The sequence below is a fragment of the Octadecabacter arcticus 238 genome (assembly GCF_000155735.2).
Classification (GTDB): domain Bacteria; phylum Pseudomonadota; class Alphaproteobacteria; order Rhodobacterales; family Rhodobacteraceae; genus Octadecabacter; species Octadecabacter arcticus.
This window is the reverse complement of sequence record NC_020908.1, coordinates 4,866,816-4,886,119: the sequence shown is the minus strand read 5'-3', so window position 1 is coordinate 4,886,119 and position 19,304 is coordinate 4,866,816. Positions and strand designations below refer to the sequence as shown.

17 protein-coding genes and 7 pseudogenes are annotated in these 19,304 nt (G+C 55.4%); 12 read left to right on the top strand and 12 right to left on the bottom strand.

Features of this window, described 5'->3' with window-relative positions; genetic code table 11:
* The first annotated feature begins 3 nt into the window (after window positions 1-3).
* Complete coding sequence (locus OA238_RS25265; RefSeq protein ID WP_015497375.1) at window positions 4-1,305, top strand: TRAP transporter large permease; 1,302 nt, start codon at window positions 4-6, stop codon at window positions 1,303-1,305.
* Window positions 1,306-1,395: 90 nt separating this feature from the next.
* Window positions 1,396-2,403: a TRAP transporter substrate-binding protein gene (locus tag OA238_RS25260; RefSeq protein WP_015497374.1), complete on the top strand. Its 1,008-nt coding sequence runs from the start codon at window positions 1,396-1,398 to the stop codon at window positions 2,401-2,403.
* A 58-nt stretch (window positions 2,404-2,461) separates the two neighbouring features.
* On the opposite strand, the gene OA238_RS25255 is transcribed toward OA238_RS25260, so the two are convergent.
* A complete protein-coding gene (locus tag OA238_RS25255; protein ID WP_044038792.1) occupies window positions 2,462-3,256 on the bottom strand; it encodes a helix-turn-helix domain-containing protein in 795 nt (264 codons plus the stop codon).
* A 182-nt stretch (window positions 3,257-3,438) separates the two neighbouring features.
* Between OA238_RS25255 and OA238_RS25250 the strand changes: the two genes are divergently transcribed.
* The 4 genes from OA238_RS25250 to OA238_RS29420 all read left to right on the top strand — a co-directional run bounded on the left by OA238_RS25250 (window position 3,439) and on the right by OA238_RS29420 (window position 6,941).
* A complete protein-coding gene (locus tag OA238_RS25250; RefSeq protein ID WP_015497372.1) occupies window positions 3,439-4,419 on the top strand; it encodes a VOC family protein in 981 nt (326 codons plus the stop codon).
* A gap of 53 nt (window positions 4,420-4,472) precedes the next feature.
* Complete coding sequence (locus tag OA238_RS25245; RefSeq protein WP_015497371.1) at window positions 4,473-5,468, top strand: NAD(P)H-quinone oxidoreductase; 996 nt, start codon at window positions 4,473-4,475, stop codon at window positions 5,466-5,468.
* A gap of 95 nt (window positions 5,469-5,563) precedes the next feature.
* Entirely contained in the window at window positions 5,564-6,418 is an 855-nt protein-coding gene (locus OA238_RS25240) for a fumarylacetoacetate hydrolase family protein (RefSeq protein WP_015497370.1), read from the top strand.
* 100 nt (window positions 6,419-6,518) lie between these two features.
* Complete coding sequence (locus OA238_RS29420) at window positions 6,519-6,941, top strand: cytochrome P450 family protein (RefSeq protein WP_051076598.1); 423 nt, start codon at window positions 6,519-6,521, stop codon at window positions 6,939-6,941.
* A gap of 3 nt (window positions 6,942-6,944) precedes the next feature.
* On the opposite strand, the gene OA238_RS29415 is transcribed toward OA238_RS29420, so the two are convergent.
* The 3 genes and pseudogenes from OA238_RS29415 to OA238_RS25220 form a co-directional block, all read right to left on the bottom strand.
* The gene (locus OA238_RS29415) at window positions 6,945-7,214 is read right to left on the bottom strand and encodes a hypothetical protein (RefSeq protein ID WP_051076597.1); all 270 of its coding nucleotides are present in this window, start codon (window positions 7,212-7,214) and stop codon (window positions 6,945-6,947) included.
* Window positions 7,215-7,743: 529 nt separating this feature from the next.
* Window positions 7,744-8,720, bottom strand: a pseudogene (locus tag OA238_RS25225) (IS5 family transposase).
* Window positions 8,721-8,851: 131 nt separating this feature from the next.
* Complete coding sequence (locus OA238_RS25220; protein ID WP_015497369.1) at window positions 8,852-9,187, bottom strand: hypothetical protein; 336 nt, start codon at window positions 9,185-9,187, stop codon at window positions 8,852-8,854.
* A gap of 100 nt (window positions 9,188-9,287) precedes the next feature.
* Between OA238_RS25220 and OA238_RS25215 the strand changes: the two genes are divergently transcribed.
* Window positions 9,288-10,298, top strand: a complete 1,011-nt coding sequence (locus OA238_RS25215; protein WP_015494160.1) for an integrase core domain-containing protein — start codon at window positions 9,288-9,290, stop codon at window positions 10,296-10,298.
* Window positions 10,299-10,445: 147 nt separating this feature from the next.
* Here the strand turns inward: OA238_RS25215 and OA238_RS25210 are convergent, their stop codons facing one another.
* Both OA238_RS25210 and OA238_RS25205 read right to left on the bottom strand, forming a co-directional pair.
* The gene (locus OA238_RS25210; protein ID WP_044037624.1) at window positions 10,446-10,736 is read right to left on the bottom strand and encodes a CcdB family protein; all 291 of its coding nucleotides are present in this window, start codon (window positions 10,734-10,736) and stop codon (window positions 10,446-10,448) included.
* On the bottom strand, window positions 10,736-10,966 hold the full coding sequence (locus OA238_RS25205) for a type II toxin-antitoxin system CcdA family antitoxin (RefSeq protein WP_015497367.1): 231 nt from the start codon (window positions 10,964-10,966) through the stop codon (window positions 10,736-10,738). The genes OA238_RS25210 and OA238_RS25205 overlap by 1 nt, the downstream gene beginning before the upstream one ends.
* Window positions 10,967-11,179: 213 nt before the next feature.
* On the opposite strand from OA238_RS25205, the gene yczE reads away from it, so the two are divergent.
* A complete protein-coding gene (gene yczE, locus OA238_RS25200; protein ID WP_187293115.1) occupies window positions 11,180-11,836 on the top strand; it encodes a membrane protein YczE in 657 nt (218 codons plus the stop codon).
* 299 nt (window positions 11,837-12,135) lie between these two features.
* On the opposite strand, the pseudogene OA238_RS35470 reads toward yczE, so the two are convergent.
* Window positions 12,136-12,297, bottom strand: a pseudogene (locus OA238_RS35470) (IS110 family transposase); the annotation flags it as partial.
* A gap of 80 nt (window positions 12,298-12,377) precedes the next feature.
* Here OA238_RS35470 and OA238_RS25195 point away from each other — a divergent pair.
* Window positions 12,378-13,457 carry an IS4 family transposase gene (locus tag OA238_RS25195; protein ID WP_015497365.1) on the top strand — a complete coding sequence of 360 codons (1,080 nt, stop codon included), beginning with the start codon at window positions 12,378-12,380 and terminating at the stop codon, window positions 13,455-13,457.
* A gap of 6 nt (window positions 13,458-13,463) precedes the next feature.
* Here OA238_RS25195 and OA238_RS25190 read toward each other — a convergent pair.
* A pseudogene (locus tag OA238_RS25190) lies at window positions 13,464-14,255 on the bottom strand (IS110 family RNA-guided transposase); the annotation flags it as partial.
* 336 nt (window positions 14,256-14,591) lie between these two features.
* On the opposite strand from OA238_RS25190, the pseudogene OA238_RS25185 reads away from it, so the two are divergent.
* Window positions 14,592-15,101, top strand: a pseudogene (locus OA238_RS25185) (tyrosine-type recombinase/integrase); the annotation flags it as partial.
* A gap of 37 nt (window positions 15,102-15,138) precedes the next feature.
* Here OA238_RS25185 and OA238_RS30940 read toward each other — a convergent pair.
* Window positions 15,139-15,684, bottom strand: a complete 546-nt coding sequence (locus tag OA238_RS30940) for a helix-turn-helix domain-containing protein (RefSeq protein WP_044037619.1) — start codon at window positions 15,682-15,684, stop codon at window positions 15,139-15,141.
* Window positions 15,681-16,175, bottom strand: coding sequence for a transposase (locus tag OA238_RS31300; RefSeq protein ID WP_015497363.1), 495 nt, complete (start codon window positions 16,173-16,175; stop codon window positions 15,681-15,683). The genes OA238_RS30940 and OA238_RS31300 overlap by 4 nt, the downstream gene beginning before the upstream one ends.
* A 90-nt stretch (window positions 16,176-16,265) precedes the next feature.
* On the opposite strand from OA238_RS31300, the pseudogene OA238_RS32205 reads away from it, so the two are divergent.
* A pseudogene (locus OA238_RS32205) lies at window positions 16,266-16,424 on the top strand (transposase); the annotation flags it as partial.
* A gap of 54 nt (window positions 16,425-16,478) precedes the next feature.
* Here the strand turns inward: OA238_RS32205 and OA238_RS30930 are convergent.
* Both OA238_RS30930 and OA238_RS25160 read right to left on the bottom strand, forming a co-directional pair.
* Window positions 16,479-17,018, bottom strand: a pseudogene (locus tag OA238_RS30930) (transposase); the annotation flags it as partial.
* 41 nt (window positions 17,019-17,059) lie between these two features.
* Window positions 17,060-18,552 (bottom strand): IS3 family transposase gene (locus tag OA238_RS25160; RefSeq protein WP_085982787.1). Its coding sequence is split into 2 segments (ribosomal slippage): window positions 17,060-18,102 and window positions 18,102-18,552, totalling 1,494 coding nucleotides; the frame shifts between segments, so codons are not numbered across the junction.
* 72 nt (window positions 18,553-18,624) lie between these two features.
* Here OA238_RS25160 and OA238_RS34270 point away from each other — a divergent pair.
* Window positions 18,625-18,909 (top strand): annotated as a pseudogene (locus OA238_RS34270) (transposase); the annotation flags it as partial.
* Window positions 18,910-19,304 lie beyond the last annotated feature (395 nt).

Sequence of the window (19,304 nt, the reverse complement as noted above, 5' to 3'; positions counted from 1 at the left end):
TACATGGATCCTCTTATTATTGCTTTGATCGGCTGTGCGGCCATGATGGGGCTTATTCTGCTACATGTTCCGATCGGCATTTCGATGGCGCTGGTCGGCGTCGCGGGCTTTGCGCAGGTCGTCGGCTGGGGGCCTGCGATTTCGCTGCTGGCCAGTGAACCCGCGTCGGCGATGAGCTCGCTCGATCTGGCCGTGATCCCGCTGTTCATGCTCATGGGCAGTTTGGCCGCTGCAAGCGGGCTGGCCTCGGATGTCTATGACATGACGAACGCGTTGTTCGGCCACCGCCGGGGCGGGCTGGCAACGACTACTGTTGTGGCCAGCGCTGGCTTTGGTGCGATCTGCGGGTCCGGGGTCGCCACGACCGCCACGTTTGGGCGGGTTGCAATGCCGGAAATGCTGGCGCGCGGCTATCATCCGGGGCTCGCGTCCGGTGCCGTCGCAGCGGGTGGCACGCTGGGCATCATCGTGCCGCCATCGGCGATGATGATCCTGTATTCCGTGCTCACTGAACAATCTGTGCTGCAACTGTTCACCGCCGCCATCATCCCTGCCCTGTTGGCCGTACTGTTCTATGCCATCGCCGTTCAGGTCACGGCATGGCGAAATCCCGAAGCCGCGCCGCGATCCGAAAAACTACCGTTCAAAGACCGCATGGCTGCGATTGGCCGCGCGTGGGGGGTGATCCTGCTGGCGGTGGTCGTGCTGGGCGGCATCTATTCGGGCATCTTCACCGTGAACGAGGCAGCCGCCGTCGGCGTTGTGATCGCATTCCTGTTCGCCTTGCTGCGTCGACGGCTGAACCGCGCCACATTCCTGCAAGTGATGGCAGAGGCGAGCGGATCGACGGCGATGATCTATATCATGGTGTTCGGGGCGACGATCTTTTCCTACTTCATCTCTGTAACGGGCGGCGCGTCTTTCATTGTCGGCGCAATCTCGGACGCGTCGGTTCATCCGCTCATCGTGATTTTCGGCATCCTGCTGCTTTACATCTTTCTGGGCGCGTTCTTTGACGAAGTCGCGGCGATGGTCATCACATTACCCTTCGTGATTCCGGTGATCCAAGGGCTGGGCTACGATCTGGTCTGGTGGGGCATCATTAACGTGGTGGTGATCGGCATTGGCATGATCACCCCGCCCATAGGGATCAACGTGATGTTGCTGAATTCGATGTACCGAGACGTGAAAATCACGACGATCTATCGGGGCATCGTTCCGTTTCTTGTGGCTGACCTGGTACGCCTCACGATCCTGGTGCTGTTTCCCGCTCTCACGCTCTGGCTGCCTCGGATGCTGGGCTAAGCCCTTGTCCACCTAACGGACAATTCCGCTTGCTGAATCGAGCGCAAGGCCCATCTACACCAAAGTGAATTTTAAAAAAGGGAGGATACCATGAAACTACGACATTTCCTAATTTCGAGTGCTGCGGCCATTGCATTTGGCACCACCGCCACCGCCGAGATCCTGCGGTTTTCCAGCTTCGAGCCGCCGGTCGCGCATGTGACGAAAAACATCCTGACGCCTTGGGCTGAAAACGTGAACGCCGCATCGGGTGGCGAGCTGGATGTGCAGATCTTTCCGGGCGGGACGCTGGGGCGCAATCCCGCGCAGCAGCTCAAGCTGGTAGAAGACGGCGTGGCCGATATCGCATGGGTCATCCCCGGTTACACGCCCGGTCGTTTTGACCAAGGCACCATCGGCGAATTGCCGTTCTTGGTCCCCAGTGCGACTGCGGGGTCTGACGCGATATGGTCGATGTATGAACAGGGTCTGCTTGGCGGCGACTACGAAAATTTCAAGCTGATCGGCGTCATGATGTCCTCTCCCAATGCCTTGGCCAGCGCTGCGGAAATCCGCAACCCGGCTGACATGAAGGGTCTGAACCTGCGCGCACCCGGCCCGACCATGCTGGGCGCTATCGACGCCCTTGGTGCGGTGCCCGTCGGCGGGATCACCGCCCCCGGCTTGGCCGAAGCGATGAGCCGTGGTCTGATATCCGGGACGTTCACCCAGTTCGGCGCGATCGAGACGTTTCGCGTGGGCGAAACCATGAGCTACTACCTCGACATGCCTTTGGGCGCGACACCGATGCTGATCGTCATGAACCAGACCAAATACAACGGCCTGTCCGACGAGGCGAAGGCAGCCATCGACCAGTATTCGGGCAGGGTATTCTCGGACACCTTCGGCCAGTCGTTCGACCAGAACGTCGCCGAGGCGCGCGAACGGGTGCTGGCGGCCAACGACATCACCGTCATCGAACCTGACGACGCAATGACAAAGGAGTGGGAAGACGCGCTGGCGGTGTCCACCACCGAGTGGATTGCCGGTCACGATAACGGTCAGGCGCTTTATGATGCATTCGCAGCCGCCATCGCCAAGGCGTCTGCAGCAAACTGAACTCCTCCCCGGCGTTGGTAAACCTGCCCACGCCGGACTTTCTACCCTTGATTTACCCTTAATCCGTCGTCTTAATCCGGTTCAGGGCATCCGAAATTCCATGCGCCGATTTTAGCAGCTTGTCTTTGTACTGCTCCAACGCCTTGTCGAAGGACAACGCGCTGGCCGTCCAGATCACGGTCAGGCAGGCGATAACACACGGCCCCCTGAAGATCGGCGCAGAAATGCTCTGGGTGTCCAGCTTGTAGCCTTCCTTGCGGTAACCGACGCCCAGCTTCACGCTTGTGGCAAGGACGTGAGAGAGCGGCCCGTCCTGCAATATAATCGGGTGCTGCAAGCCTGATTGGGCCTGCAAACCGTTGAGGGATTGAACGCGGTCCTCCTCTGGCGAAAAGGCCAGCCATGCCCGCCCGCCCGCCGTATCCAGCATGGGCAGTTGAACCCCGACCATGCCGCGGTCGATGGAATAGGGGCTAATGTTATGGGTCGATTCACGGATTTCCATGCGGTGGTCGTTGAAGGTCACCAGATCGAGCGGCCACAAGATTTCGCGCCCCAGCCGCACCATTTCCGGGATGGCGGCTTGCGTTACCCAATCCTCGTGGCGAAACCCCGAGCTAAGCGATTTGGCCTGCAACGTCGGGCGCCATTTTTCTGACGAATGGTCGCGGCTGACATATCCCAACCCTTCGAGGGTTTCGAGCAGGCGGTAGACAGTCGGGCGCGGAATTGACGTCGCTATTGCGACCTCGGCCGCCTTTAAGCCGTTGCACCGGTTCAGAGTTTGCAAAATGAGCAAGCCGCGTTCCAATGACCGGACAGATCCAATATTCGAAATGAGCCGTCTCCACATCAATGCAAGGTACATGTGCGACCATCGCACCGGCTCTCAGGATGTCAACGGGGGGCACTATGCCGATACCCTATGATGCCCATTGTCCGCCTTGTGGACAGCCTGTCCCATTCCAAATTCAAGAGCCACTGACTAGGCTATGGTTCAGTGAAACACGCAATTCCCCCGAAAGGAGCCTTCCAATGAGCCTCAGGTCGCTTGGCTATATCGGCATCCGATCCTCCAAGACCGAGGATTGGAGCAGCTTTGCAACGTCCCTTTTGGGGATGCAGCAGGTTGATCGCGGTGGCGGCGCGCGGGCGTTTCGCATGGACGACCGCAAGCAGCGTCTGTTGGTCACGGATGATGGTCAGGAAGGGCTGGATTTCATGGGGTGGGAAGTCGACCACCCTTATGAGCTGGACCGTCTGGCCAACCGCCTTGAGAACGCGGGCGTGACAGTTCGGGTGGAATCTGCGGCCCTTGCCGATCAGCGGCTGGTCAGTCAGCTGATTTCCTTCAAAGACCCCGACGGCAACCATATCGAAGTGTTCTGCAATCCGCAGATCGCCGACGATCCCTTTGTTCCCGCGCGCCCCATATCGGGGTTCAAGACGGGAACTTTGGGCATGGGTCATGCCGTTCTGCACGTAGAGGACGCGACCGCCCTTCTGCCTTTCTACCGCGATCTGCTAGGGTTCAGCGTCACCGATTATGCGCAGGCCCCTTATCCACTGTATTTCTTTCATGTGAACGGACGACACCACAGTTTTGCTATGGTCGGATCGGGGCGCAAGGGGCTGCACCACTTCATGGTCGAACTGCAATCGCTTGACGATGTCGGTCAAGGCTATGACATTGCGCAAGCTGAAGAGGGACGTGTCGCCTACACATTGGGTCGCCACTCCAACGATCACATGACGAGCTTTTACGCCACAACGCCGTCTGGCTTTTTCGTGGAATACGGCTGGGGCGCACGGGTAATCGAACCGGACACATGGAAAGCCCACGAAACATCGGACGGCCCAAGCTACTGGGGCCATGAACGGGTGCATCTGCCTGAAGGTGATGCCGCCCGCGACCGCTTGCGCGAGATGCGGATGGATGCTGCACGGCGCGGAGCGCGCGCTGCCGATCCGGTGCCCAATTGCGCGTGGCTGGATGCGGTCGTGCGGCAGGAATGACGGTACCCAACGCCACATTTACCAATATACACGAAACGGAGGGATAGTCCCACATGACCACATTACCAGATTTCCAGACGTCCATCATTATCTCGGAAGCGGGCGGGCCTGAGGTCTTGCAGCCCGCGCAGGTGCCTCTGCCCAAACCCGGCGCACATCAGGTGCTGATCCTGATCACGGCGGCGGGCATCAACCGCCACGATTGCTTGCAGCGGGCGGCAGGGATTCACCACGATGGTAATTCGGTGCCGGGGCTTGAAGCGTCAGGCGTGGTGGTCGCCCTTGGCGCGAAGGTCAAGGATTTGAAAGTCGGCGCACGGGTGATGGCCTTGTTGCAGGGCGGCGGCTATGCGCAATACGCTGTTGCCGACGTGGCCTTAACGATGCCAGTCCCCGAGGGGCTAAGCATGACCGAGGCCGCAGCCGTCCCCGAAGCGCTGTTCACCACATGGTGGAATTTCTTTTTTTTGATGCGGCTGCACGCCGGGGAATTTGCACTGATACACGGCGGTACTAGCGGTGTCGGGCATCTGGCACTACAGGCGATGTCGGCATTGGGCTACAAAGTACTGGCCACATGCGGCAGCGCGGACAAACTCGCTGCCGCCAAGGGTTTTGGCGCGCTTGATGCATTCAACTACAACGACCCCGATCTTGCCCAAAAGGTGACTGCAGCGACTGGTGGTCAGGGCATCAGCGCGCTTCTAGATGTCTCGGCTGGTGCGCATCTGGATGCTGATCTTGAGATGATGGCACCGGACGGGCGCATTGCGCATCTGTCTGGTGGGGGCGGTGCCGCGCTTAGCGTGCCCCTGAGAAAGCTGATGGCCAAGCGGATATCTATCACCGGATCGTTGCTGCGGCCGCTGGCGCTGGATCGCAAGACACAGGTGGCAGACATGATCCGCCGCGATGTGTGGCCCCTGCTGGGCAATCGGGTCCGACCTAGCCTGGAAGCCGTCCTGCCACTTACCGAAGCTGCTCGGGCACACCGTGAAATGGAACAGGGGCGGCACATCGGCAAGATCGTTCTGACGGTCGAAACCTGAGCCTGTCCACTTAATGGACACACCTCGATTGTCAGCGGCCCGCAGGTCTGGCCCAGACTAGAACCCGGACAAACCTATTCAACGGAGCTTTAGCCATGCGTCTTTCTTCATACCTCACCGCGGACGGAACCGCATCTTACGGCACCGTGCAGGACGGCAAACTGCACGACGCTGGCAAGACCCTGCGCAGTACCTTTCCTGACTTGCGCGCAGCCCTGACGGCCGGAGCACTGGATCAGGTCAAAGCGGCAGCTGAAGCGGGTGACGTGCTGGACATGGCCGATGTCACATTGCTTTCGCCAGTGCCGAACCCCGACAAGATCATCTGCATCGGTCTGAACTACATGACCCACATCACCGAAACAGGCCGTGACAAGCCGGCCAAGCCGTCGATCTTCACGCGCTATCCGTCATCCGTCGTCGGCCACGACGTCCCCATGATCCGCCCCACGGCATCGGACTGGTTCGACTTCGAAGGCGAGCTTGCCGTGATCATCGGCAAAGCGGGTCGCCACATCTCGGAAGCGGACGCGATGGCGTATGTGGGCGGTTACAGCTGCTTCAACGACGGGTCCATCCGCGACTACCAACGGCACACCTCGCAGTTCTGGGCTGGCAAGAACTTTGTCGACAGTGGGTCAATGGGGCCATGGCTGGTCACAACAGACGGGATGACCGATCCCGCAGCACAAAGCATGGAAACTCGGCTGAACGGCGAGGTTGTACAATCGACACCAATTTCCGATCTGGCCTTCAACATTCCTGAACTCATTGCCTATCTTTCCATCGTCACCGAACTGCTGCCCGGCGACATCATTGCCACCGGCACACCCAGCGGTGTCGGTCTGTTCCGAGAGCCCAAGCTGTTCATGCAGCACGGTGACCGGATCGAGGTCGAGATTTCCGGCATTGGGACCCTCTCCAATCCAATCCAAGATGAGGCGCGCTGATCGGATCGGACCGAAAGCTGGATGCGGGTCCATCTTCGGCGGCATTCGGGATGGAGTCGCACTCAGACAGATATGCAAGTGCAAAGAGAAGGATAAAGCAATGTCCGAAGCGATCCAGACCACCCCCCCGACAGGCGACATCGACCTCTACGCCGATGACGTTATTCTCGGTCCCTACCCCGTTTACCAAGAGATCCGCGATACCGCCCCGGCTGTCTGGCTTCCGAAAAACGATCTTTGGGCGATTGGACGGTTTGACGATTCTGTCGCAGCACTTGCCGCAAATGATATTTTGATCTCAAGCAAAGGCGTGGCGGCCAACCCTCGCCTGAATGCTATCACCACGTCCAATATTCTGATGACAGACGCGCCTGATCACCGGGCTTTGCGAAAAGTCATTGCCCAACCCGTGATGCCAAGCGGTCTGTCCGAGTTCAAACCCCGCATCGAAGAAACAGCGCAGCAGTTGATTGACGCTCTGATTCAGCACGACGCCTTCGACGGTATGACTGATTTGGCTTAAATTTTACCACTCACGATTGTATCCGAACTCTTGGGGCTGCCCGAATTCGGCCACCAGAACATGCTCAGATGGGCAGCGGCGACCTTTGATGCCCTTGGCGGTGACAATGCCCGGACGGAACGCGCGTTTCCGACGATCATGGAATTGCGCGCCTTTTATGCGGAGGATGTCCGACGCGATACGGTTCGTCCCGGCAGTTGGGTCGCGCGTCTTTTCGAGGCCGTGGACGAAGGGTCCATTGATCCGGTTCTGTCGCAAAGTTTGGCGACACATCAAAAAACTAGAATTTTGTTCTCCGCCCGACACATTTGGACGTCAAGTTTCCGAAAATTTTCTCTTGTGTGGCCTAAGTTTTGGATAATTTGGCATTCCAGAAGCCTAAACGTAGGTCTGCAAAGAATAAAATTCTTTAAGAAAAGACTTTGCGACAGAGCCACCACGCCTGCTTGCACGAGAAAGCCGCCCGTAACTGCCGCTTTGGGAATACAAGATACCCAGTTTTAACGGTTTTCGCGTAGGCTTCATTTGTTCCTCCCAAAACAAAAACGCCCTGCATCTTCGCCCGAAAAAAGGGAGGATACAGGGCGCGAATGCCATCTGACAAAGGTCAGTATTTAGGCTAAGGTCAAGCGCAAGCAGGTTTTTTTCAACGGCACTTTTTGAAAAAATGGGTGCCGTGGGGTGGATCGGACCGAAATCCGAATACAAATCATACGCACTTCTGTCATATAAATCTAATCGTTGAAGGGCCGTGTTGCATGGATCAGGTGCGGCGCGGAACGCGCCCTACCCGAGACGGAATTCAGGCGGTGCGTTCGAAATTGGGACGGCCAAGTTCGGTCATCCGATTGAGTATGCGGACGCCAATCTTGGCTTCGGTTTTCTGATTTTTGAACGAGCGTGCCTTGAGTTTGGGCCCGATCACGGTCTTCCAGCGACTCATTAGGGTTTCGCCTTGGCTGCGTTGATGTAGCCAGAGGCCTTCCGCCAGTCCGTCCGCCCGCGGGCTGCGATGTCGGTGATATGGCAGTCTCGCGCCGTCGGATTCTGGCCCCCAATGGCGCTCAGGATCGCGGTTTTGGGAGGTGGGATCGTGACCTCGATCATCGATCCGAACCGAGCAGCAAGCAAATCAGATGTTGGTCCTCCATCATAATCGCCGTCTGCCAGAAAGAGAGCAACTGGGCCGTCAACCTGATCAAGCAGGCCAAGAAAGGCCGTTGGATCTCCGACGTCATCTGTGGTCAGATTGGAGCTGGCAATCTCGCCACTGACAAGATCGAGACCGAGGTGCAGCTTGCGCCAAGAGCGCCGTTTGCGCTTGGTTTTATGCTTTTCCTCAAGCCATTCGCCCTCACCGAATATCTTCAGGCCGGTACTGTCAACGACGAGGTGGATCGCGGCTTGCTTGTCCGCCCTTGGACTCGTCTGCAATATCACGCCGTTCCCCCGGCGAGACAGGGTTGAGAAATCCGGCACGGCGATCTCAACCCCCAGTATTCCCGTGATGCTGCGCATAAAGCCTTGGGTCTGGCGTAGCGGTTGCTTGAAAACCATTCCCAAGGTTAGACAAAGCTCTATCGCCAGGTCCGAGTATCGCCGCTGTCCACCACGTGTCGTTCGGCGCGCCGCCGACCACATACCAAGCGCCTCATCGCTGATCCAAACCGTCAGATCACCGCGCCGCCTCAAACCCTCGTTGTATTCAGCCCAGTTGGTCACCCGATGCTTTTGCTTTGGGATCTTGTCACCGCGATCGGCGTTGAACTTGTGCGGCATTCACAACATCCTGATGGGAACAAACCACGTCAGTACCAGCCAACCGCCGATCTATGCAACCAGGCCGTTCAGGACGTTCTTCAGCTTTGCGTTTACAAATTTTGTTTTAAATCAATAAGGTAAACTCCCCCCTACACGTTACTGTCAATCCACTTGGACATCATTCCACGGTCCTGAAAGCATTCCCGCGGGATATCGCGCCGTTTGATACGCGCAATCCTTTCGGCAAAGCCGACTTGCTTGGACGATGGGTAATTCGAGAACCTCGATTTTGGAACTGCCGACATATGCACTTCGATCCAGCGCGATATCCGTTGGCGGTCCACCAATGCGTTGGCAGGAAGATCGATGTTCGCGCGTTTTGCTATCTGCTGATCAAAGAATATCTGCTTCTCAGTCGCTGGCAGAACATGATAGTCATTGCTGCTGGATACGGCATTTAGTCCGTCAGAGTGAGATTGCTGCATTGTTGAATAAGTTCAGATAGATGTGAGACAAAATTTTGTTGCCAAGATTTAGGCGACCTCGGAGACTGAGAATTGAAAGAAACCAGCTCACGAGGCCAATATGCAAATCATCGGACTGCACAAGAACGTTTATAAACTTTATGCTTGGGCGCGGACACAAGAATGTTTGGACGTGTACCGTATCAAATACGAAGGTCAGGTTCGGCAATGGGACGACTTACGTACAGAGGGCGTTTCTCTATCAAAGTGCGCTGAATTCGTCGGCATCTCGCGCGCGACATATTACCGTCACAAGCGTATTTTGAAGGATTTGGCGCAGGCAATCATACCGCCTTCAAAGGCTCCCAAACGCTGCAACAAGTCACAGTGGGGCGAGGCAGAAAAGCAATTGGTGCTTGAGGCCCGCCGCGACAATGAAACCTACGGTAAGGAGAAAATAGGGGCCATCTTGCGTCGCGACAAAAAGCAAACCATGAGCGATAGCACCGTGGGGCGCATTTTGAGCTTTCTAAGGAAAAAAGGCCTGATCACACGATCAAGATCTGCGCCCCAAAAGCGCAAGCGTAATTTTTCCAAGGGGCATGCCAAGGGATGGAAATATAGGGATTACAAAGATATTGTGGTTGGCGAGCGTGTGCAGATCGATCATATGACTGCCACGAAGAACGGCGTCACGTGCAAACACTTTCAAGCCTGGGAGAGGTGTAGCAAGCATATCCACGCGCAAGTTTATTCGAATGCCACGGCACGCTCTGCCAAACGGTTTTTGCAAGAACTCGTGGAAATAGCTCCCTATAAGATCATCTCAATTCAAGTCGATGGCGGGTCTGAGTTTATGGCCGATTTTGAGACAGCGTGCGAACAGATGGAGATCCCGCTCATTGTGCTGCCGCCAGCAAGGCCAAAATACAACGGTGGTGTCGAGCGCGGTAACCGCACCTTCCGCGAAGAGTTCTATGCATGTCGTGATCTCATTGCCGACAGCATAGGAGCGATGCGGTTTGAACTTCGAAAAGCCGTCAATAAATACAACACATTCAGGCCTCATCATGCCTTGAAAGGCAAGACACCAATGGAGTACATTCGAATCACTCAGGCCAAAGTCGTGTGAGTCTCAAAACACCTGAACCTATACATTGTTTTACTCCTCAGCCATGTTAGCCTAAAATAGAACATAAAGAGAACATATGCAAGTGTTGTAAGATTGATGGTGGTAATCACTATATGTCGGATGCGCGTCCTTGATGAGTCAAAAGCCTTACATAAGCATGTCGACGGCAATGGTGACTTTGTCGAATTCTTCATCCAGCGTTCCAACAGAAGACTTGAGAACCCCTGCCGGAACCACAGCCATGAATTGCGTGACCATGACGACAGCTTCACCATTAATATCGAAGGTCGGGTTTAGCCGCGTTGCAGGCTTCGGCGCACGGGATCTTGGTAACAGCGGCACGACAACGCGAGTATTCAGATCGCTAAGTAGGTCGGTTTGCACGTCCAACAGAAAGCCGTCTCCAGAGGGATTGGAAAACACGTCATACTTTGCCATCAGAACTGACGGTATTCATCAAGCGGCAGGCCATGCTTTTCGACGTAAGAGTTGGAACTTCGGAGCGCTGAGGCATTCTCAGCCCTCCAGTGTTCCGCTTTAGCGGTCGCAACTGCATGTCGAACCCCCTCCTCTGCCGCGCGAGACAGGTTCACCTTCAACGCTTTGGCTTCTATCAGCAAAGAAGCATCCATCGACAAGTTCGTAGGCTTTCGTGGTTGGGAATTCATGAGCTGGTCTCCTGAGGCGAGAATATCACTCGAAAGAATGCGCGTCAATCATGCGCATATTACTTGTAAACGCAAAGTTAGAATGTCTGTAAGGGTAAACTCTGCATCAACGGCGGTTTTGATCTGAGCGATGTTCAAACGTATCGATCTTGCCCGGTGCTGTTTAAGCTGTCACAAACCCAGTACAATTAGCTCATTAATGTGGATCAAGCTTTGAGTTTCCTTTCGATTACTTCAATCCCAAAACTCCCTTGGAGTTCGCCAACGGCTTTCACCCTGAAACCGCCGATAGTGTCAGTCGCGTTTCTCATCATCGGCCTAGTCGTATTTGGTCTGGGAGAAGCATTGCTAGTCACCGCGGGTGTTGGAGTCAGCCCCTGGACCGTGTTCGCGGAAGGCGTGACCGATATAACAGGGTGGAGCCTAGGATTTGCGACCCTTGTCATCAGCGCATCAGTTTTGCTTTTGTGGATTCCACTCAGGCAAGCTCCCGGTATGGGAACGATCCTCAACGCGATCATAATAGCTTTGGTGTTGGAGTACGTGCTACCCTTCTTGCCAACGTTTGAGACGTTTGTCGCGAATGCCTTGCTGGCTTTGACTGGTGTGTTTGTGACTGGATTCGGAGGTGCGATATACCTGATCGCTAATCTAGGACCGGGACCCAGAGATGGCCTGATGACCGGGCTTCAGGCCGTCACGCATCAACCTATCGCGCTCGTGCGTACATTTCTTGAAGTTTTGGTCGTTGCAATTGGTTGGGCTTTAGGCGGCACGCTAGGCTTGGGTACGATTTTCTTCGCCTTGGGCATCGGACCAGCTATTTCGATCGGGATGCAAATTCTGCAATTCCGCGGCAGTGTTCATTAACTCCTGTTGGGAAGGCGTCTACTCGAAGAGTATGCACTTCCAGTCGCCGGCTTTGAGGTAGGCCATCTGCAAAGTAGAAGTGTCACACTTCCCTGTCTGAAACAGGATTGGAGTCTGACCGTGGGATTAGTGGTTATGAGCGATCGCGAGCCAAACCGGATTGAAGTCTTGGCGCGGGTCGCTTTGGGGCGACTGATTTTTTCAAAAACCTTCAACAACCCCAAAGGTTTTGAACCGGGTTTTTGGCGGCTACAATCCGAGTGGTTTGCGTGCGTTCCAAAAAGGAGTATCCGTCTTGATCAAGCCCCCCTCTTCACCCAATTTCGATCTGCTTTGATAAGGGCGTTGGCGAGTTCGATTAGTTTTCGCATGAGCGCCGTTAGGGCTACTTTCGGTGGCTTTCCTGCTTTGATCAGAGCTTGATATTTGGCCTTGAGGTCGGGATTGTGTCTCATGGCCCATACTACACGACAGTAGGGTGGTTGAGGGTGTCAGAAGGTGATTTAGGAGCGGACTCTTATCGCTAAAAAGGGTTCCACTGATGATCACGAAAGCCCTGACGACCCGCAAGAAGAGGTTATCCCCCCATTTAGAGTTGAGCAACAGTCGCCTTGAAACGATGTGCCTCTTGATCATGGGAATGGTGAATGCCCGGACGGTAAATTTGAGCCATCTGGCCTGTGAGTTTCCTACCGATAGCAAGGTTGAAAGCACCTACCGTCGCCTACAACGCTTTTTCCAGCATGTTGATCTTGGCTCGGATTGGGCGGCCCCCTTGCTTGTTGAAATGATTGGTTCTGGCCCCACCTGGCATTTATGCTTGGACCGAACAAATTGGAAAATTAGCCAACGCCATGTCAACTTCTTGGTCTTAGCCCTTGTCACACGCCGCCACCGTATTCCGTTGATGTGGAGCGTTTTGGGGCGTGCAGGGAACAGCGATACTGCTCAGCGCATTGCCTTGATGAAACGTTATCTGTCGGTGTTTGAGGTCTCCACCATCAAGTTCTTGTTAGCGGACCGGGAATTCATTGGAGCACAATGGTTGGATTTTCTTCATAAAAACAACGTCCCATTTGTCATCCGTATCAAAGCAAACCAACTTGTGACCACACAGGACGGGAAAACGCAAAATCTAAGCACCTTGTTGCGCACCTGTCGCGGTAAGCGCAACTTTGATGCCCGATTTGGAGGCAACAATTTGGGGGAGGCCACGTGGTTTAGCTTTGCTGCAAAGCGCATCAAGGGGGGTGAGCTTTTGATCGTCGTCTCTAATCGGCCCGCACATCGGGCCCTCGCCACCTACAAGAAAAGATGGGCCATTGAGAGCCTCTTTGGCGACACAAAGGCACGCGGCTTCAATCTTGAAGACACACGACTGACCATCTCCAAAAAACTTGAGCTTCTTTTAGGTCTCGTTGCGCTCGCGGTTGCATGGGCATCTAAAACCGCCACAAAGCTTATTGGAGGCGGGAAAATGAAGCGGAAAAAACACGGATATTTTGCAAAGTCATTCTTTCGAATTGGCTTCGATCAGCTCCGTAAACTGCTCAGGTCAGACCCAAACGCCGCTGTCTCACCGTGGCTACTAATTCCACCCATAATCACAAGAGTCGTGTAGTATGCTCATGGCCACCAATGCTGGCATGTAGAGAGCATCCCTCACTATTTTTCTGCCACCCTGAATGAATGATTTTCCTCGCCATTGCCCTGACTGACGCGCCATCGGGGCCAAACCAGTTAAACTGGCTACCTGTTTTCGATCCAACATGCCGATCTCGGGCATCTCAATCAAAATGGTGGCAGCACAGACCGCACCGATGTCTGGAATTGAGCGTAGAATTTTCATCGAATGTGCCAGCGTGTCGCAGGAGCTTATCAAGCGGCCAATCTCCGCACTAATTTCAGCGATTTGCTTATCTACCTGGGCCAGGCGAGCTTTACTTTGGCGGCGCGTGATGGACAGGGTTTGGGTTTTCAGGCGGTTCATGATGCTGGTTCGGTCTTTGATCAATCCCGAACGAAATGCGCGTAACTCTTTCAGATCGAGCTGTATTTTTGATGCGGGCTCATCGGGTTCCAATGCAAATGCATTTCCCATCTGGGCCAACATTTTAGCATCAACAGCGTCTGTTTTTGCGCGCACGCCTTGGGCTTGTGCAAACCGACGCGCCTGCAAAGGATTTACCTTCACCAATGGTAAATGTGCGCCCAGAGCGCGTTCAAGCCCCCTGTGGTAAGCCCCTGTTGCTTCATAAACAACGCGTGCCACTGCCGTCTTTGCGCAGAACCTGGAAAGTGCCTTAAATCCTGCAGGGCAATTGCTAAACGACATCATCTTCCCGTCGCTCAACCGATGAATATCCAAAGTAGCTTTGGAAATGTCTATGCCAATGGTATCATCCGTCATCTTCGTCATATCCTATGCTTGTCCTAGAGGGCTTCGTGCCGCTCTGTATCCGTTCAGGCCTTTGGCGAAGGTGATGGTTGATCCTACTCCTTTACGGCCCTCAAAGACCAAGCGTTAGACGATCCAACCACCACCACCGATCAGCATTTTAAAATGCTGATCGGTGGCTCTTGTTTCGCACAAAAGCTGGGATATTCATAAGACAAGCGTTTTTGGGACAATTTTGCGGACCCACTAACGCCACTTATGTCGAGCGACACGACCGGCCCACGCACTAAATCGCTTCGCGATAGGGGCGCTTGTTGTGGGTATAGCGTTGAGTAGGGATTTGTTTTGCGATTTGAGATGTTGGGTGTGCTGTTGGTCGAGGTGATTTTGCCTCGATTGATAGAGGGTTTTCCCATGAACATTCAGCAGTCCACTCCAACAACGCCCCTTCGTGCGCGCATGATTGCGGATATGTCAGGGCGCAATCTCGGCCCTGCATCACAGAGTAGTCACCTGCGCGCCTGTAAGCGATTTGCGGCTTGGCTCGGGCGGTCTCCGGAGACTGCCACGCCAGACGATGTGAAGTATTTCCAGCAGTATTTGGTCGAGAGCGGCGTCAGCATTTGCACGCGAAACCAGACGATGACTGGCGTCAAGTTTCTGTTCCGCGTGACCCTGAGACGTCATGATCTCGTGGCTGAGATTTTTCACCTTAAAGAGCCGGTAAAGATACCGCTGGTTCTCAGCAAAAAAGAGATCAAGCGTATCCTGGCTATGGCCCCAAGCCTGAAGGCACGGGTGATGTTGTCGCTGGCTTATGGCTGCGGGATGCGCGCAGGCGAGGTCGTGCGGCTCAAGGTTGGTGATATAGATAGCGCACAAGAGATCATCCGGATTGTGCAATCTAAAGGGCGCAAAGACCGAAACGCTGGTCAGGAAAAACCCGAAACTGGCAACCAGCAGGACCCGTCTGGCTGAACCCAGAAAACGAAATCAGCGCCTCTGAAATCAGAGACGCTGCATGAAATCGGCGGACAACACCTTTGACAAACACCGTGGGCTTCTTACGCTTGACTGGGGACTTGGCTCGACCCCGGTGATGCTGCAATCCATTGGCGCGCAAAATGCGGTAGAAACTCGATTCCGAGGCTAGATACTGCCCCCGATCTGCTAGCTTTGGCACAATCTGACTTGGGGGAAGGCTAGAGAACTCCTTTGAATTACAGACATCGAGAACAGCCGCACGTTCAGCGGCACTCAATGCGTTTGCTGGCTCCGCACGCGGCACGAGGGGGCGTTGATCAGGGCGAACCTCACCGTCTTTTGTCCAGCGCCGCAGAGTGCGTTCGCTGATTTCCAACTCGGAACAGGCTTTGGCGCGCCTCGCTCCTGCGGTGACGGCCTCATTGATCAGAGCAACTGCGGTTTGGCGATCTGGGGTGCTGATCATGCGTCCTCTTCGTCCCCCCAGATCGCTGAGGCCTTTTTTCGAAGAACAAGCAGTGCTGCAGTTTCGGCCAGTGCGCGATCCTTGCGAGCAAGCTCGCGTTCCAAATCTTTCATCCGTTTCTTGTCTTCCTTGGTCGCACGCACAAGACGTGCTGCACTCGTGCGGTCCCAGTCGTTGGCCTGCTCGCAAGCAACTCGCCACATGGCAATCTGCGCCGGGTAAAGGCCGCGTTTGCGGCAGTATTCGGCTAGGTCAGCCTCGTTCAGAGCAGCAGTTTCCAACACCGCCGCAAACTTGTCACGTGAAGACCAGCCCTCAGGGCTCGCATCAGCGTCAGGCAAAAGCTGCCCCTTGTTGCGCGCCTCAGCACGCCAGGAGAAAAGCGTCGCTTCCGAAATGCCTTCCTCCCGCGAAAGCTGCCGAATGGCCACGTTGTTCGGCGGAAGCATCCGCTTCAGCACAGCTGCTTTTCGTTCCAGTGAATATCCCATGTCATTGTCCTAATCCGCCCACCTGAAAATTAGAGAAAAATAGAGCAGCGGACAACATCCCTGACACACTGGGCCCAGAGCGCCATCCCGGTGCATCTGGTCGTGGACAGTACCGGGTTGAAAATATTCGGCGCGTGGGAGTGGCTGGAGAAAAAGCATAAAACCAAGCGCAAACAGCGCTCTTGGCGCAAGCTGCACCTTGGCCTTGATCTTGTCAGCGGCCAAATCGTTTGCTCCGCATTGACTACGGCCGTGTTGCACAGATCACCTTGAGCGCGGAACGTGCCCTACCCGAGACGGATTTCAGGCGGTGCGTTCGAAATTAGGACGGCCAAGTTCGGTCATCCGGTTGAGCACGCGGACGCCAATATTGGCTTCTGTTTTCTGATTTTTGAAGGTGCGCGCCTTGAGCTTTCGCCCAATAACGGTCTTCCAGCGGCCCATTAGGGTTTCGCCTCGGCTCCGCTGATTGTAGCCCGATGACTTCTGCCATGCTATGCGCCCTTTGCTTTCAATCTCAGTGATATGGCGGTCGCGTGCTATCGGATGCTGCGACGCGTTCGGGCTAAATACTGCGTTCTTGGGAGGCGGAATTATGACCTCGATCATCGCCCCAAACCGAGCCGCAAGCAAATCAGAAGTTGGTTCGCCGTCATACGCACCGTCCGCCAGAAACAGGTCAACTGGGCCGTAGACTTGATCCAACAACCCCGGCAGAGCAGTCGGATCTCCAATGTCATCCGTGGTTAGATCAGAGCAGACGATCTCACCGCTAACAAGATCGAGACCAAGGTGTAGCTTGCGCCAAGTTTTGCGTTTCGCCGTGGCTTTATGCTTCTCCTCTCGGAACGTGTCAACGACTTTGAGACAGTGGCTTTTGGACTTTAGGCTTGGGTTTCTTCGGTTGGTTTTGGTGGGTTGATCCAGACGGCGGTCGGGATTTGAGGCGGTTTTGGTGGTTTGTGTACGAAGCGTTCGGGCGTGGCGAGGAATGCCGCGTCTAGTGTTGCTTGTCGCGCGGTGTAGATTTCTTGGGCCTGCCCAAAATGGATTTGGTCGGGCGTCATCAGACCAATCCCGGCGTTATGATGGTCTTGGTTATACCATGCAAAGAACCTGCGGCAGAATGCGCGAGCCTGCTCGATGGTTTCAAAGTTCTTGGGGAACTCTGGCTGATATTTCAGTGTTTTGAAGTGGGCTTCGGAGAACGGGTTGTCGTTTGAGGTGTGGGGCCGACTGTGGGACTTGAGCACACCAAGATCAACCAGCATCAGGGCTGTCGTCTTTGCCTTCATGGGCCCACCGCGATCTGCATGCAATGTCAGCTGATCGCGTGGAACCTCGTGTTTTTCCATCGCGTCGATGAACAGCTCTTTGAACTGGCTGGCGCTCTCCGCGTGCTCGACGCGCCAGCCAACAACGTGGCGGCTGAAGATGTCGAGGATGACATAGAGATAGAAGTAGGACCATTTCACCGGGCCCCTCAGCTTGGTGATGTCCCAAGACCAGACCTGATTGGGGGCTTCAGCTAGAAGTTCAGGCTTTTGATAGACGGGATGTGTGCGCTGTCGGCGGCGTTCGCCAACTTCGCCCTGCGCGGCCAATATCCGATACATCGTGCGGATTGAACACAGATAGGTGCCTTCATCCAGCAAGGTGGCAAAGACCTCTGTGGGCGTCTGATCCGCAAAGCGGGGTTCGCGCAGGTGGTGCAATACCTGGTCTCTTTCCCTTTCCGGCAGAGCCCGCGAAGACGCTGCGCGCGGTGGGCGTGTGCGTGGTGGTGCCGTCAGCGCCGCACGCTGTCGAAGAACGCTCGCGCGCGATAATGATAGCGCGGCGCAGACAGCCGAGGTCAAGCCGCTGCCGGTGGGCAATGCAATCGCGACGGCCATCATGATTTGCCGCTGCGCTCTTGCGTCTGCTCCATCTCGTCCAGAAGTCCCGCCACTTTTTTTTGGATGGCAATGATGGCTTCCGCCTGATCCAGACGGCGCCGCAAGGCTGTCACCTCACGGTTGGCCTTGGCCAGCTCAGCTTGCAATGGATTGGCAGGTGCCTTTTGTGGGCCACGGCGCATTGGCTGCAATGCACCCAATGTGCCGGCCGCCCGCGCACGGCACCAATCGGTCAGTGCAGAGGAATAAAGCCCCTCCCGCCGTAGAATGACGGAAACCCCGCCAGTGTCTGCCACTTGGTCCGTCTCATCCAGAATGCGCAGTTTGTATTTGGCTGTGAAGTTGCGTCGCTTCGGGATGCTCGTCAGTTCCGCTGTGGGAGCCAACGGCGCATTAACAACGCGGGGAGGCGACGTTGGGGCCAAAACGGCTCCAGATCCAGCATCTGGCGAAAGTGGTGATTGTGAAGGCATAACCATGGGTTCGTTCTCCTACGCCCTCAAGTGTAAACTTTAGCCAGTCAATTGTCTCACGCTTATTGGCACGGAGGGTTCCTGATCCACGTGCTGCCCAGAGGCCAGCACCGCATCCGACATTATGGGTTCTATGGGAATAGCAACCGCACGGCCAATATCGCGCGGATCCGGCAACTGCTGGGGGCCAAAACCCCTCACAAGGAGCACGATAAAGGCAACACCATCAACGATGCAGATGAACCTCCTCGTGTTCTTGCTCTGCCTTGCCCATGTTGTGGCGGGCAGTTGATAATCGTCGACACAATCGCACCAGCCCAACATCCCAGAGCGCCGCCAAAAACACAAAGGGCTGCTGCATGACGCGCGCACCGCACATCACGAACGACACCCTCGGCCGCTCGCTATATCTCCTGCGAACCAATCGGCATGCTTTGATCAAGCGATCAGCGTGGCAAAACATGGTGACGCCGACAAAATACCGTGAGTTTCAACCAACAGCAGGCAAAACCGGCGCTGCGCTTAACTCAATGCGCCCCGCCAAACTGGCCTGTCAGCTCCGGGCGAAAACACACGCATTGCGCAAATCCCCATAGCAACAATCGATCCACCCAGACCAACCCCGCGATTTCCCGCTTGAGCGCTTCTCCGACGCCAGGCAATGTTCCGCGTCACCCAAACCTCGCGCGTGGCGTCCGAGAAACCTACACCAAACCGGACCTTCGATCAACACGCAGCGAACGGCAGCTCCGAGCCCG